This window comes from Embleya australiensis, from assembly GCF_051903075.1.
GTDB lineage: Bacteria > Actinomycetota > Actinomycetes > Streptomycetales > Streptomycetaceae > Embleya.
The window spans coordinates 2,898,971-2,913,969 of the sequence record NZ_CP182422.1; the positions used below are offsets into that span (position 1 = coordinate 2,898,971).

General features: G+C 73.5%; 8 protein-coding genes. 4 read left to right on the forward strand and 4 right to left on the reverse strand.

What is annotated here, in order from left to right; genetic code table 11:
* Positions 1–17: 17 nt before the first annotated feature.
* From ACMXN5_RS12210 to ACMXN5_RS12225, 4 genes are all read right to left on the reverse strand, one after another.
* Entirely contained in the window at positions 18–2,846 is a 2,829-nt protein-coding gene (locus ACMXN5_RS12210) for a tetratricopeptide repeat protein (protein WP_439675276.1), read from the reverse strand.
* Positions 2,847–2,856: 10 nt separating this feature from the next.
* Positions 2,857–4,689 carry an HSP90 family protein gene (locus ACMXN5_RS12215; RefSeq protein ID WP_439675277.1) on the reverse strand — a complete coding sequence of 611 codons (1,833 nt, stop codon included), beginning with the start codon at positions 4,687–4,689 and terminating at the stop codon, positions 2,857–2,859.
* A 153-nt stretch (positions 4,690–4,842) separates the two neighbouring features.
* A complete protein-coding gene (locus tag ACMXN5_RS12220) occupies positions 4,843–6,222 on the reverse strand; it encodes an LCP family glycopolymer transferase (protein WP_439675278.1) in 1,380 nt (459 codons plus the stop codon).
* Between the two features lie 78 nt (positions 6,223–6,300).
* The gene (locus ACMXN5_RS12225) at positions 6,301–7,827 is read right to left on the reverse strand and encodes an LCP family protein (RefSeq protein ID WP_439675279.1); all 1,527 of its coding nucleotides are present in this window, start codon (positions 7,825–7,827) and stop codon (positions 6,301–6,303) included.
* Positions 7,828–8,084: 257 nt separating this feature from the next.
* Between ACMXN5_RS12225 and ACMXN5_RS12230 the strand changes: the two genes are divergently transcribed.
* The 4 genes from ACMXN5_RS12230 (at position 8,085) to ACMXN5_RS12245 (ending at position 14,899) form a co-directional block, all read left to right on the forward strand.
* Positions 8,085–9,158: a glycosyltransferase family 2 protein gene (locus ACMXN5_RS12230; protein ID WP_395800236.1), complete on the forward strand. Its 1,074-nt coding sequence runs from the start codon at positions 8,085–8,087 to the stop codon at positions 9,156–9,158.
* 261 nt (positions 9,159–9,419) lie between these two features.
* Positions 9,420–10,952, forward strand: a complete 1,533-nt coding sequence (locus ACMXN5_RS12235; RefSeq protein WP_439675280.1) for a glycosyltransferase — start codon at positions 9,420–9,422, stop codon at positions 10,950–10,952.
* 45 nt (positions 10,953–10,997) lie between these two features.
* Positions 10,998–11,621 (forward strand): acyltransferase, encoded by a 624-nt coding sequence (locus ACMXN5_RS12240; RefSeq protein ID WP_439675281.1) that lies wholly within the window; start codon positions 10,998–11,000, stop codon positions 11,619–11,621.
* Positions 11,622–11,761: 140 nt separating this feature from the next.
* Entirely contained in the window at positions 11,762–14,899 is a 3,138-nt protein-coding gene (locus ACMXN5_RS12245; RefSeq protein ID WP_439675282.1) for an ATP-binding protein, read from the forward strand.
* The last annotated feature ends 100 nt before the right edge of the window (positions 14,900–14,999 follow it).

A 14,999-nucleotide genomic window follows, 5' to 3' on the forward strand; every position in this document is an offset into this window, starting at 1 on the left:
GCCGGGCTCCTCCGGGCTCAGGTCCGATCCAACTCCTCACGCAGCTCCGTCAGTTCCTCCACCGCCGTGATCCCGCTCGTCGTGCACACCTTCAACGCCACGTCCAACCGGGTCATCGCCGCCGGCCGCTCGTCCAGGCCGAACGCCTCGATGCGCGCGGCCAGTTGCACCGCGTCCAGGTAGCCGTCGGCCTCCTCCGGAAGCACGGCCACATACGCCGTCGCCGCCTTGTCCGCCGCCGCCCGCGCGGGGTGCAGGCGGTCGGCGCGGGCCAGCAGGTGGGCGAGTTGGTGGTGCGTACCCGCCCGCTCGACCGCGACCATCGTCGCCTCGTCGTCCGCCGCCCGCGCACCGGTCTCGGCGTCCGCCAGCTCCCGCAGCGCCTCGGCGAACAGCGCCACCGCCCGGTCCACCCCCGACGGGTCCTCCCGGTCGGTGCTGCTCGCGATGTTCCACGCCTTCGCCCGCAGCGCCCGGACCGTCTCGCGCACATCCCCCTCGGCGCGCAGCAGTTCGATCGCCCGCCCGAACGCCGCCTGGGCCTGCGGCGCCATCCCCGCGTCGTCGAGCGCGTGCGCCGCGGCCACCGCCAGCTCCGCCTGGGTCGCCCGGTCGGCCACCTTCACCGCGGTCTCCGCCGCCATCGCCAGGTGCCGGGCCGCCTCCCGGGTGTCGCCGAGTCGGCGCAGGCACAACCCGAGCGCCCAGCGTTCCTGCATCGCGTGTTCGGGGCCGTGGTGCTCCTCGACCTCCGGGAGCAGCTCCTCCAGGATCGCCGCGGCCTCCGCGTCCCGCCCCAGGCCGAACAGCATGCCCACCGCGCCCCGCCGGCAGGCCGCGGCCATCTCCGGGTCGCCCTCGTCGTCGAAGACGTGCGCGGCCTCCAGCGCGAACGGCAGTGCGTCCTCGGGCCGGTTCTGCGCCCCGATCGCGTTGGCCAGCATGGTCAGCGCGTGTCCCACCGGGAACTGCGGCTCGGTGTAGAACGCGGCCGTCTCCAGTGCGGCCCGCATGTCCGCCTCGGCCGCCGCCGGGTCGGCGAGGCGCATCCGCACCTGGCTGCGCAGGAACAGCGGCCGGCAGGCCAGCCACGGCCGCTCGGCCTCCCGGCACAGTGTGATGGCCGCGCTCAGGTCGGCCTCGGCGTCCGCCGTCCGGTCGTCCTGGAGCGCCCGCTCGGCCCGGATGTGCAGCGCCGCCGACTGGCGGTGCCGCAGCCCGTGGTCGCGGCCCAGGTCGTGCAGCTCGGTCAGGATCGCGTCCGCGTCCTCGGCCTCGCTCGCGAGCGCCACGATCGCACGGTGGTGCAGGACCAGCGCGAGCGGCGCCGCGTCGTCCGGCAGGAATGCGGCGGCCTTGACCTGCGCCGCCTCGAACAACGCGAGCGCGTCCGGCTCGTCGGCGCGGAACCGGGCCATCGCGAGCCGCACCTCGGCGCCCACCGCCCGCCCCGCCGCGTCCGCCGCCCGATAGCCGGCCGCGGCCCGGTCGAGCGCCGCGGCGCCGGCCGCGAACTCGCCCTCCTCGACCAGCTCGATGCCGTCCGCCTCGGTGATCGCGGCGAGCGCGAACCCATCCACGTCCTGCCCCTGCGCCCGCGCCGCCGCCGCGTAGTCCCGCCAGGCGGCCTCCGCCCGGGGATGCCCCTGCTCATCCAACTCGCGTGCATAGGCAAGCAGTTCCGCAACGCTCCTACCGGACACCGCAGTTGCCGCCGGATCGACGACAGTCAGCGTCGCCACCCGGACCGAACGCAGGCCCAGCGGCAGCGAATCCGCCACCGGAGCCGCCGCCAGCCGACGCCGCACCCGCGAACTCACCGCGTCGTTCCCGTTGCGCGCGTCGAAGCGCGCGGCGATCTCGAACAGCTCCCGCTCGACCCTCTCCCCCAGCCCACCGGCGGTGGTGTCCTCGAACACCACCAACTCCGGCCCGCCCACCGCGACCAGACGCCGCAGCAGCACGGCAACCCCGGCCAGGAAGTCGGAGTGGTCCGAAGGATCGCTCTGGGGACGCGCCAGCCACGCCCGGTGCTCGGCCAGGATCTCGATCCCGCGCCCCTCGTTGCCGGTCAGCGCGCAGAACTCGATGTGCTCGGCGACCGCCGCGTACGTGCTCACCTTGCCCCGCACCGACCGGTAGCCGCGCAGGTGGTGCGCCCGGGCCCGGTCCGGGCTGCCCTCGCGCACCAGCGGCAGCATCGACGTGGCCAACGAGACCTGCGGCTCCTCCGCGCAGGTGAGCGCGCCGTCCAGAGTCGGCGCGAGCAGTTCCAGCGCGTCCGCGTCCCGGCCCTGCGCGATCAACCAGCGGGCCTGCTCGCGCCGTTCGCACGCGTCACAGTCGGCCAGCCGGTCCCGGTCCGCCGCCAGCCACGCCTCGAACGCCTCGGTGGTCTCCGCGTCGGCGCCGATGTGCCGGGCCAGGTAGAACCGGCTCTGGTGCACCGGCCGCAGGCTGTGTCCGGCCGTGCGGTAGCGCCGTTCCATGTCGGCGAGATAGCCGCGGATCGCGGTCAGCGGCACCTCGGGCACCGAGAGCAGCGAACTGGTGATCCACTTCAGATCCCAGAACAGGTGGTGCGTCAACTGCTCGTCGAAGCCCTCCGGGTGCTCGTCCCACAGCTTGAGCAGCCGGGACAGCGGCACCGGGGTGCGCGGCGACTCGCCGCCGTAGTTGTACGCGGTGATCAGCCGCAGCAGCGCCCAGGCGAGGTTCTCGTCGTTGCCCATGCGCTCGGCGACGGTGACCAGTTCCTCGGCGCGGGCGGTGCGGGCCTTGCCGTAGGGCTGTTCCTCGTTCGCGTCCAGGGCAGCGAAGAACCCGGCGTCGTCACGGATTTCCATCACAGGGTTCCTATTCGGCGGGGTTCGGCTGGTGGACGGCACGCTCGAGCAGGCCGAGGAAGGATCGGCCGAGCAGGCCGGTCTCGGCCGAGGTGAGCGGACGGTGGCTGAGCAACAGGGCCTGGCCGTAGAGCCCTTCGACCGCGGCCCGGGCCAGTTCCGGATCCGCCAGGCCGGCGATCCGGCGGACCAGCGGGTTGAGGTGGTTGAGCACGAGCTGCGCGCGCGGACCCTGGTCGCGCAGCGAGCCGAGGATCCCCGACCACAGGTCGTCGCCGCGCCCGGCCGCGTCCTGCTCGGCCTCGGCCCGCCCCCGCTCCCCGCGCGCGTCGCGCCCGTCCAGCAGCAGCGCGGGCACGGTCACCGGCTGGAACGTGCGCAGCGACAGATCGCACGCGAGCGGGTCCAGCGCGGCCCGCGCGTGCGCGAGGAAGCTTGCCGCGCCCAGTTCCACGGCCGGGTCGACCGCGTCCAGGTGCGCGGTGACCGTGTCCGGGTCGAGTTCGGCGACGGTGGTGCCCGGCCGGATCTCCGCGAGCCGGTACACCAGGTCCAGGTCGTACGTGTAGCCGCCGTTGACCACGCCGAGGCCGGCCGCCGCCGCGATCGGCGCGACCTGCCGATACTCCTCGACCGTCGACGTCACGTGCACGACCGGGTGCCGGCGGGCGAACTCGTCCAGCGCGATCCGCCCGTCGGTGGTCTCGAACGGCAACCACGGCAGTACCAGGCGCAGCAGTTCGTCGTCGTGCCGGGCCAGCGCCTTGACGCCGAGGTGATGCACACTCAAAAACCGGGCCAGGCGCGGCTGGTCGTGCGCGGCCAGGTCCGCGAGCCAGTCCCGGATGTGCCCGCCGAGCGCGTCGCGCACCCCGGCCAGCGACTCGTCGTCGTACAGGCTCTCCCGCGAGGCGGTGGGCCGCAGCGTGTCGGTGTCCACCACGCAGCGCACGAAGAACGCCCAGTCGGGCAGCAGCCCGTCGGCGTTCTCGGTGAGCAGCATGCCCTTGAGGTGCACCCGGTGCTTGCCGCGCATCGCCGGACTGACCGCCTCCGGCAGGACGAACGCCGCGCCGCGCACGCCCGCGAGCGGTACGTCGAGGTCGATCACGTCCAGCGGCGTGAAGCCGAGCCGGCTCTCGCAGTAGGCGGTCAGCGCGGCCCGCCGCAGACCCACCGTCGGGTACGGCCGGTCCCACACCGCGGGGGTGTCGGTGATCGGGGTGTGCTCGCCGCCGGCCATCACGGTGACCCGATACGGCAGCAACGCGCCGAAGTCGCGGGCCAGTTCGATCACCCGCTCGGGGGCGAACCACGCCTCGCTGCCCCGACGCGGGGTCAGGAACACGGTGGTGCCCGGCACTTCGTGTGCGCTCGGGTCCAGGGTGCGCACCGTGTAGCGGCCGTCGGCGCCCGCCTTCCACTCCACCGGCGGCGCGTCGGTCAGCGCCGAGCGGGTCACCACGGTGATCTCGTCGGCGACCACGAAGCAGGCGAGCAGGCCGATGCCGAACTGGCCGATGTAGTCGCGCCGCGCGCTCTCCAACGCGTCGCGCTTGGAACTGCGGCCGATGGTGGCCAGGAAGCGGTGCACGTCGGCCTCGGTCAGCCCCACCCCGGTGTCGGCGACGCGCAGCCCGCCGTCGGCGACCGTGATGGTGATCGCCGCCTCGGCCTGCGGATCGACGGCCCGCCGCGCGGTGACCGCGTCGACGCCGTTCTGCAGCAGCTCGCGCAGGTATACCCGAGGGCTGGAGTAGAGGTGGTGCGACAACAGGTCGACCAGACCCCGCAGATCGACCTGGAAGGTGTGGTCTGCGTCGGATATCGCGGCGTCGTTCATGCGGAGTCAGTCACCTCGGGGCAGGGTCGCCGGCCGACATCCCGGCCGAGTGCCGATGGTACGAAACGACGGGGACAGGCGGCGAGTCACTTGTCGACCATCAGTCACCACGGGCGGGACGGGGCACCACGATCCGGCGCCCCGTCCCCCGGCTCAGTTCTTGGCCGCGTCCACCGTGCGTCCGTCGCGCAGCGCCTGGAACAGCGCCTTGGCGCCCTTGTCGTCCCACAACACGGTCGAGCCGATGTCCTTGACCATGTGGCCGGGGTTGGCGATCGGCACCGTGGTGGTGACGCCCTTGCCGCCGGACAGGCTGCCCATGTCCTTGAACAGGTCGTACAGGTCGAACAGGCCCGCGTCGTCGTCCACCGTCACCGCGCTCAGCGAGGCGTCGGCGACCGGGAAGGCGCTGAACGGGTTGAGCAGGATCCCCGCCGACTTGGCCTTCTTGGCCAGCGCGCTGAGGAACATCTGCTGGTTCTCCATCCGGGCCAGGTCCGAGCGCGCCGGGTCGTAGTAGCGCGAGCGTACGAAGGCCAGCGACTGCTCGCCGTTCAGCGTCTGGCAGCCGGCCTCCAGGTTCGCCCCGGACTTCGGGTCCTTGATCGGCCCCTTGAGGCAGATGTCCACACCGTCCATCGCGTTGACGATGTTGTTGAACCCGCCGAACCCGATCTCCGCGTAGTGGTCGAGCCGAATGCCGGTGGCCATCTCCACGGTGCGGGCGAGCAGCGGCGCGCCGCCCTTCTCGAAGGCCGCGTTCAGCTTGTTCTTCTGCGCCTTGACCGTCTTGCCGTTCTTGCTGAACGCGGGGATGTCCACGTACGAGTCGCGCGGCAGGCTGATCAGCGCGGTGCCGCCCTTGCCCTTGTGCAGCAGCATCATCGAGTCGGTGCGCTTGCCCGGGGCCTTGCCGGTGTGCAGCTTCTTGCGGTCGGTCGCGTCGAGGCCCTCGCGGCTGTCCGAGCCGACGATCAGCCACGTGGTGCCCTCGATGCCCTTGGGCCGGCCCGCGTAGTTGTCCAGCACGTCCTCGTGCCGGATCTTCGAGTCGGCCCAGAAGTAGGTCACCACGCCGAACGTGAGCACGAGCGCGACGAAGACGCCGATCCCGATGAGGATGCGCTTCTTGATGTTGACCGGACGCCGGGGACGCGCGGGCGGGCCGCCCGGGCCACCGGGGCCGTCGGGGCCCTCCGGTCCGCCCGGTCCGCCCGGCTCGCCCGGAGCGCGCTGCGGCGGCGGCCCGGACGGTGCGGCATTCGCGTCGGCGTACGACGGCTGGGGCGGGTAGCCGTCCGCACCGGGCGGCCCCTGTACCGGCGGCACGCCGCCCGGCCCGGCCGCACCGGATTGCGGGCGCGGGTAGCCGTCGGGAGTCCGGGGCGGCGGCGGGTATCCGCTCGGGCTCTGCGCCGGCGGCGGTGGATAGCCGCCCGCGGCGTTCCCGCCGGGGCGGCTCGGAATCGTTCCCGGGGGAGGCTGCTGCGGCTGCTGGTCGCCATCCGCCCACCCCGGCGGCCACGTGTTCATGCCCCCGAAGTTGTCACTCGATCAGCCCCGAGGCAACCGAATGCCGGACTCGGCGACCATCTGTTCCACACTTGATGCTCACTTCTTACATGAGACCTCATCGCCGGATTTGGCGGAGTATGCCGGACCCGGCGTGGCCGGATCGGTCGAGGGCGCCTCGGTGTTCGCGCCGCCGACCCGAACCGGGGTCAGGCCCGGATACGACGAGCCCACGATCACCTCGATCGTCCGGCCCAGGCCGGTGACCTGCTCCGAGGTCGCGCCCGGCAGCGCGGCCTGCACCGTCTTGACCGACCGGTTCCACTTGGGGTCGTAGCGGATGATCGTGCGCGCCCCGTCCGAGGCGTTGGAGCTGCGCGGCAGACCGGCCATGACGAAGCCCGCGCCCTTGAGGTCGTCGTACGCGCGCGTGCCCAGGCCCGTGGTCGGCGTGCCGTTGTACACCTGCACCGAGATGTCGCCCGGCGCCACCTCAACCGACACCGGCGAGGGCGCGGCGGCGGTGCTCGGGCTCGGCCCGTCGGCCTTCTTCTCCGGCGGCGCGATCAGGTCCTTGTCCTCGCGGATCGCCCGGAACAGGCCGGGGGCCTTGGCGTCGTCCCACAACACCGTCGAGCCCCACTCCGGGACCTGGTGGTCGATGCTCTTGAGCGGCACCTGGGCGTAGGTCACGCCCGAGTTGGACAGGTTGCGCATCTTGGTGCCCAGCTCCAGGAAGGACTGCGAGCTCATCCCCTCGTCCACCTTGATCGACCCGAGCACCGCGTCCAGCACGTTCTTGAGCTTGAGCGGGTCGGTCAGCGTGCCGGAGGAGGTCGCCTTCGCGAGCACCTGGGTGATGAACTTCTGCTGGCGCTGGGTGCGGCCGATGTCGCCGGTCGGGTCGCTGGCGATGTAGCGGGCGCGGACGAACTGCAGCGCCTTGACGCCGTCCAGCTTGCTGGTGCCGGCGGGCAGGTCCAGGCCCGACTTGGGGTCGCGCAGCGCCTTGGGCGTACACATCTCGATGCCGCCGAGGGTGTCCACGACGCTGACGAAGGAGACGAAGTTGACCTCGATGTAGTGGTCGATCCGGATCCCGGTGGCCTTCTCCACCGTGGCCACGGTCAGCGTCGGGCCGCCGAGCGTGTACGCGGCGTTGATCTTGCCCTTGGACGGGCCCCGCTGCTGTCCGGTGGTCTTGTCCTTGTGCGCGGGGAAGTCCACGTAGCTGTCGCGTGGCAGGCTGGTGATGGTGGCCCGGTCCCGCTTGCCGTTGAGGTGCACGATCATGATCGTGTCGGTGCAGTCGCAGGACTCGCCGCCCGCGTGCAGCTTGTTCAGCGTCTCCCTGGGGATGCCCTCGCGGTTGTCCGAGCCGACGATCAGGAAGTTCAGGTCCTTGCCGGATCCGGTGTCCGGACGGTCCGTCAGACCCTTGAACGGGTCTATCCGCTGGATCTTCCCGTCGAAGTGCTTCACCCAGGCCCAGCCGATGCCGCTGGTGGCCAGGATCGCCGCGGCCAGCGCGCCGGTGAGCAGCACCAGCCAGTTGCGGCCGACGCGCTGCCCGTTCCGATCGCCCTGGGGGCTTCTCGCCGAGGATCGGCCGCCGGTTGTCGCCATGGGGTGCGGTGTCCCTCCTCGCGGACCGATCTCGTCCCGCCGTTCCGTTGCGCACCGTCGCGCGCGCCGTGCGGATGTGCATCCGTACCCGCTTACACCCGAAGGACGCCTCGTCGTCCGGCCACGGTTGCGGCGGGCGTCGAACCACCGTAAAGCGGGACGGGGGGCGAACCGCAGCGGCACGCCGACGGTCGGCCCGCGCTCGCCCACCCGGTCGATGCCCGCCGACCCGGCCGTTCGCAGTACGCTCCGAGGCGATGAATCACACCACCGACGAGCCCGCCAAGCCCGAGCCCTCAGCTCGCAGGGTGGAGCCGCTACCCGAAAAACCGCCCGTCTCCGTGATCATGCCGGTGCTCAACGAGTCCCGACATCTCGCGGAGGCCGTCGGTCGTGTGCTCGCTCAGGACTATCCGGGCGAGATCGAAGTCGTGATCGCGCTCGGCCCGTCGACCGACAACACCGACGCGATCGCCGCGAAACTGGTCGCCGAAGACATTCGGGTACATACCGTCGCCAATCCGAGCGGTCGTACCCCCAGCGCGCTCAACGCGGCGATCCGGGCGTCGAACCACCCCGTGATCGTGCGGGTGGACGGGCACGGGATCCTGCCGGCCGGTTACATCTCCACCGCGGTGCGGCTGCTCGCCGACACCGGGGCGGCCAACGTCGGCGGCCTGATGCACGCCGAGGGCACGACCCCGTACGAGGACGCCGTCGCGCGGGCGATGACCTCCAAGCTCGGCGTCGGCAACGCCCGCTTCCACACCGGCGGCGAGGCCGGCCCCGCGGACACCGTGTACCTCGGTGTCTTCCGGCGCGAGGTGCTCGACGAATTGGGCGGATACAACGAGGAGTTCGAGCGCGCCCAGGACTGGGAGCTGAACTATCGGATCCGGCAGGCGGGCTACCTGATCTGGTTCTCGCCCCAGCTCAAGGTCTCCTACCGGCCGCGGCAGACGCCCCGGGCGCTGGCCAAGCAGTACTTCAACTACGGCCGCTGGCGGCGCGTCGTCGCCCGGCATCACAAGGGCTCGGTCAATCTCCGCTACCTGGCACCGCCGGCCGCGCTGCTCGCGGTCGCCGCGGGCACGGTCGCGGGTGTGCTCGGATTCTGGCCCGGGTGGCTGCTGCCGGCCGGCTACGTGATCGGCATTCTCGCCGGCGTCGCGTGGGAGGGCCGAGGTCTGCGACCGGCCGCGTTCGTCCGGCTGCCGATCGTGCTGGCGACGATGCACGGGTCGTGGGGCGCGGGTTTCCTGAGCAGCCCCAAGAGCCTCGCCGCGCGGGTCTCGGCGGGCACCGAACATCCGGAGGAGGAATTCCACTGAGTTCTCCCACCGCCGTCGTCGGGCGTGGACCGCACCCGCGGTCCACGCCCGACGACGTTCGGGGCCGGCGGACAGGGCTCGACGCGGCCCTTCGACGTTCACGCCCGATGGCGTTCGCGCCGCTCCCGGCCGGCGACGCGCCGTGTCCCCGAGCGGAAACCGGGTCCTTTCGGTAAAGCCAAGTAACGTGGCGGCGCTGGTCACCGCTCGTCCCCGGTGACAGTCTGTGAACAGTCGGCACGGCCTTGGGAGACGACGGCGATGAGCGACAGGGACTCGGCTGTGGCCGCGGGTGTGGCGATTCCGGACGCCCGGCAGGCCGCGGAGGACCGTGGATTCACCCCGCCCGAGCGGCTGCGACGGGTCGTCGTCACCCACACCGACGTGGGCGAGCAGATGCCGCACGATCCGGTCGAGGGCCTGTACACGCTGCACGTGGCGCCGGCCGAGACGGTCGCGGTGACCACCTCCGTCGAGGTCTCCGAGACCGGCGTGGTGCGGTCGCTGCGGGTGCCGGTCGACCCGGCCCGGACCGCCGAACTGGCCGCGGCACGGGCCGCGGTCGAGGCGCTGGACGGCGGCGGGGTGATCCGCGGCCTGCGCCGGATGATGGCCCAGCGCGACCTGGACGCGATCCGCAACCGGCACCGCGCCGAGGTCGAGCGCGACGCGACGGCGTGGGCGGCGCGCTGCGCCCGAGCGTACGAGCCGTACGTGCGCGCGTTCGCGGCCGACGCGGTGCCGGCCCCGACGCCCTCCCCCGTGCTCGGGATCGGGCCGACCAACACCGCCGGGCAGGGCCACGCGTGGGCCCGCGCGGTGGAGCGGCACCTGCCCGGGGTACGTGCCGAGTCGGCCGCGCTCGCCTCGGCAAACACCCTCGGTCACCCCACCGATCGGGCGATCGGCACCGACGACTGGTTGTCCACCCGCTGGCAGCTGGGCCGGCTCGCCGAGGTCCTGGACCGCTATACGCACGTGCTCGCCGAGTGCGGGATGCCCGCGTTCGGCCGACTCGGCGGCTCCTGGGTGGACACCGACCTGGCCGAGCTGCGCGCGGCCGGGATCGCGCTCGGGCTGATCCTGTACGGCTCGGAGGTGCGCGATCCGGCGGCGCATCGGGCCCGCGTCGAGTTCTCCCCGTTCGACCCGCGCTACGAGCTGACCCACGCGCTCCAGGCCAAGGTGGACCGGCTGTTGCCGATCCTGCGCGGCCTGGAGGTGCCGACGTTCGTGGCCACGCCCGACCTGATCGCCGACGTGCCGGACGCGGTGTGGCTGCCCGCCGCGCTCGACCCGGCGGACTGGCGCACGGAGACCCCGGTGCTCACCCGCGAACGGCCGGTCGTGGTGCACGTGATGGCCGGCCCCTTCCTGCGCGGCACCGCGCGGATCGAGCCGACGCTGCACCGACTGCACGACATCGGCCTGATCGAATACCGCCGCATCCTGAACCGACCCGCCGCCGAACTCCCGGCACTGTTCGCCGACGCGGACATCGTGCTCGACCAATTCGCCTGCGGCTCCTACGGGATGACGTCGTGTCAGGGCATGGCCGCCGGCCGACTGACGATCTGCTACCTCCACGAGTCGGCGACCGAGCACCTGCCGGCCGACCTGCCGATCCGCGCCGCCGACCCGGATTCGCTCGCAGAGGTCCTGGAGGAGATCGCCGCCGAGCCCGACGCGGCGCGCGAGATGGCCGCGCGGGGACCGGCCTACGTGGCCGAACACCACGACGGCCGGCGTTCGGCCCGCATCCTCGCCGACTTCCTGGGCGTCGCGGCCGAGTAAGCCCTTTCCCGGGCGTGGCGAGCGGGCGGGTACTAGCGTTCGGGAATGGCAATCGACCCGAGCGCGGACGTGGACGATTCGGCGAGCATCGGTGAGGGCACCCGTGTGTGGCACCTCGCCCAGATCCGGGAGGACGCGGTCCTGGGCCCGAACTGCGTGATCGGGCGCGGCGCGTACATCGGCCCCGCGGTGCGCGTCGGGGCCAACGTCAAGGTGCAGAACCACGCGCTCGTCTACGAGCCGGCCGTCCTGGAGGACGGCGTCTTCATCGGCCCGGCGGTGGTGCTGACCAACGACCTCTATCCGCGCGCGGTCACCCCCGACGGCCGGATCAAGGGCGAACAGGACTGGCACGCACAGGGGGTGACGGTCCGTCAGGGCGCCGCCGTGGGTGCCAGGAGTGTGGTCGTCGCGGGCGTCACGATCGGCCGCTGGGCCCTGATCGCGGCGGGCGCCGTGGTCCACCGCGACGTCCCGGACTACGCCCTGATGGCCGGCGTACCGGCCCGCCGCATCAAGTGGGTGGGCCGCGCGGGCGTGCCGCTGACCCCGACCGGCGACGGTTCGTGGCGCTGCCCGGAGACGGGCGACCTGTTCACGGAGCGGGACGGCGAGCTGACGCCGGCAGCGACCACGGCGGTGATTCCGACGGAGCCCGCGCAGACCTGAGTCGAAGCGGGCGACACGCTGCGACCGGAGCAGGGTGGTTGTCCGGTTCGGGTGGGTATCCCACGCTGGGGTGGTGAGACCAGCACGCGCGGCCTCGGTCTTCCGGGACCCGGCCCCGGTGAGGGGTGGGAGGACTGAGCATGGCCGGCTTTCCCTTCGTCGGACGCACCGAGGTGTTGGCCGAGGTGGACGCGGCGCTGGCCGATGCCCGCGCGGGGCGCGGTGGTGTGGTCGCGCTGACCGGGGCGGCGGGGGCGGGCAAGACCAGGACCGCCGAGGAGGTCGCGCGGCGGGCCCGGGGATTCCGCGTCCTGTGGGTGAGCTGCCCGCCCGGGACGGCCTCCGCCCCGCTGCGCCCGTGGTCGGCGGTGGCTCGGGAGCTGGTCACGGGCGACGCGGCGAGTGCCCGCCTGGCCGAGACACTGCCGGCGCTGCGCGCACTGATGTCCGGCCGCGGGGGAAGCGATACCCCCGGCGCCCACGAAAGCGCACCCGAGGCGGCCCGGTTCCGGCTGGCCGGGGACCTCGCCCGGCTGATCCGAACCGGCGCCGCAGGCACCCCGCTCCTCCTGATCGTCGACGACGTCCACGAGGCCGACGCCTCCTCGGTCCGCCTGCTCCCGGATCTCGCGCCGAGCCTGCGCACGACGGCGGCGCTCCTGCTGGTGACCCTCCGGGAGGACGAGGCATCCTGGCGCGGACGGTCGGCGCCCCGCTCGGCGCTCCTGCGCACCGCACGCTGCCTGCCGCTGGGTCCGCTCGCCGAGCCGGACGTGCGCGCGCTGGTCGAGGCCGCCGGCGGCGGACGGCCCGACCCGGCCGCGGTCCGGACGCTGCACACTCGCTCCGGCGGGGACGCCTTCTTCGTCACCGAGCTGCTGCGCCACCGCGCCCCCGGACCGGTACCCGCCTCGGTCCGGGACGCGGTCGGTGTCCGGTTGGCCGAGCTGCCGCCGGAGTGCGCACGCGTACTGGGCGCGGCGGCGGCACTCGGCGCGGACTTCCGGCTCGACGCGCTCGCCGACGTCGCGCGGGTGCCGTTGGGCGAGGTGCGTACGGTCCTCGCCGAGGCGACGGCGGCCGGGCTGCTCGCCCTGGTCGAGGCCGGGTCCGGCGCGTTCCGGCACGAGCTGATGCGGGAGGCGACCTACGAGGCGTTGTCCCCGGCGGAGCGGGTCGCGTGGCACGAGCGGGCGGGGGACGTCCTGGCCGAATTCGCCGCCCGGAGGCGGGACGTCGGACCCGCCCAGGTCGCCCACCACCTGCTGCGCGCCGGCCCGGAACACGTCGAGGCGGCGGCCGGGTACGCCCGTCGGGCCGGGGACGAGGCGGCGGGCGTCTTCGCGTACGAGGACGCCGCCCAGTGGTACGAACGATGCGTCGCGGCCCTGGGCACGGTCGGCGCGGCGGACGCCCCACTCGCCGAGGTGCTGATCGAACTGGGCGCGGCCCACCTGGGAATGGGCGAACGCGCGGCGGCACGAGGCGACTTCCTGCGCGCCGCCGACCTGGCCCGCCGGCACGGGCGCGCCGACCTGCTCGCGCACGCCGCCCTCGGCCTCGGCAACGGCCCGGCCGGTATCGAGGTCGACCTGCTCGACCGCCCACAGATCGACCTGCTCACCGAGGCGAGAACGCAGCTGTCGGACCGACGAGCCGAACCGGCGGCCGGTGCCGGGGCGTTCGTCGCGCACCCCGAGCTGCTCGCCGCCGTCACCGCCCGCCTGTCCGTGGCGGTCACCCTGATCGAGCCCGAGCCCGTCCGCCTGGCCCTCGCCGAGGAGGCCGTGCGCCTCGCGCGGGCCTGCGGTGACGCGGCCGGCCTGGGTTACGCGCTCGCCGCCGAGTGCGACGCGCTCGCCGGCCCGGCGTACTGCGCCGAGCGGCTGGCCCGGACCGCCGAAATCATCGACACGGCCCGCCGGTTGCCCGATCCGGCGCTCGAACTCCTGGGCCGCCGGCTGCGGATGGTGGCCCTGCTCGAACTCGGCAGGGTCGCCGAGGCGGATGCCGAGATGCCGGCCTTCGGCGCCGCCGAACGTGCGCTGCGACATCCGCTCTACGCCTGGTACATCCCGCTGTGGCGCGGCATGCGGGCGCTCCTGGAGGGCCGGTTCGCCGACTGCGCGCGCTGCGTCGATCGGGTGGAGGAACTGGGCCGCCGGGCCGGCAGCGGCAACGCCGCGCTGCTCGCGGCCACCCAACGCTGGTGTCTGCTGGCCGAGTCGGCGGACCGGACGGCCATCGCGGAGCTGATCGCCGGGCAACCACGCCTCGACGAGATCCCGGACGCGTGGGCCAAGGTGTCCCTCGCGCTGGTCGCCGCGCAGCTGGGCGACACCGAACAGGCCGAACGCCGACTGGCGGCGGCCGGCCCGCTCCTCGCGGACGCGCCCCGGGACAGCGAATGGCTGCCGATGCTCGCCCAGGCCGCCGAGACGATCGCGCTCGTCGGCCCGACCCCGTTGGCCCGGCGGTTGTACGAGTGGCTGTCGCCGTACCGGGACCTGTTCGTGGTCGAGGGCATCGGCGCCGCCGTGCGCGGGCCGGTACACCGACATCTCGGCCTGTTGGCGACCACGCTCGGCGACCACGCGGCGGCCGAACGCCACTTCGCCGCCGCCCTCGCCGCCGCCCGGGGCATCGGCGCGGCCCCACTGGTCGCCCGGATCGCCCGCGAGGCCGGTACCGCGCCGGCCGCGACGGACCGGCCGAACGTGTTCCGCCGCTCGGACCGCCTGTGGCGGCTGGGCTACGCCGATCGTGAGGTGATGCTGCCCGACAGCAAGGGCATGCACGACCTCGCCGTACTGCTGGCCCGTCCGGGCACGCCGGTGCCCGCACTCGACCTGGCCACCCCCACCGGCCCCGGCGCCGAGGCCGCCACGCGGGCCGACGACGCGCTGCACCGCCCGGGCGACACCGGCGAGGTGATCGACGCCGCCGCGCGCTCCGCGTATCGACGGCGGCTCCGGGAGCTGGAGGGCGAGGCCGCCGAGGCGGACGCGGCCGGCGACGCGGAGCGTTCGGCCCGTATCGCCGTCGAACACGACGCGCTGGTGGGGCAGTTGTCCGCCGCCTACGGCCTCGGCGGCCGCGTCCGCCGCTCCGGCTCACCCGCCGAACGGGCCCGAACCGCGGTCACCGCCCGCATCCGTGCCGCCATCGACCGCATCACCCGTGCCCACCCACCCCTCGGCCGACACCTGGCCAACACGATCCACACCGGCACGCTGTGCGTGTACAACCCGGAACAACCTGTCACATGGCGGCTGTGAGCCCTCGGCAAAAGAGCGGCGGAACAATCGTCGTGAGGTGCGATCGCACATCGTGCCGCCCGATCGCACGCCTTCTCCGTGCGGGGGTCCCCGGACGAGG

Coding starts and splice junctions, on each gene's coding strand:
- ACMXN5_RS12210 (WP_439675276.1), bottom strand. CDS start 2,846: ATGGAAATCCGTGACGACGCCGGGTTCTTCGCTGCCCTGGACGCGAAC.
- ACMXN5_RS12215 (WP_439675277.1), bottom strand. CDS start 4,689: ATGAACGACGCCGCGATATCCGACGCAGACCACACCTTCCAGGTCGAT.
- ACMXN5_RS12220 (WP_439675278.1), bottom strand. CDS start 6,222: ATGAACACGTGGCCGCCGGGGTGGGCGGATGGCGACCAGCAGCCGCAG.
- ACMXN5_RS12225 (WP_439675279.1), bottom strand. CDS start 7,827: ATGGCGACAACCGGCGGCCGATCCTCGGCGAGAAGCCCCCAGGGCGAT.
- ACMXN5_RS12230 (WP_395800236.1), top strand. CDS start 8,085: ATGAATCACACCACCGACGAGCCCGCCAAGCCCGAGCCCTCAGCTCGC.
- ACMXN5_RS12235 (WP_439675280.1), top strand. CDS start 9,420: ATGAGCGACAGGGACTCGGCTGTGGCCGCGGGTGTGGCGATTCCGGAC.
- ACMXN5_RS12240 (WP_439675281.1), top strand. CDS start 10,998: ATGGCAATCGACCCGAGCGCGGACGTGGACGATTCGGCGAGCATCGGT.
- ACMXN5_RS12245 (WP_439675282.1), top strand. CDS start 11,762: ATGGCCGGCTTTCCCTTCGTCGGACGCACCGAGGTGTTGGCCGAGGTG.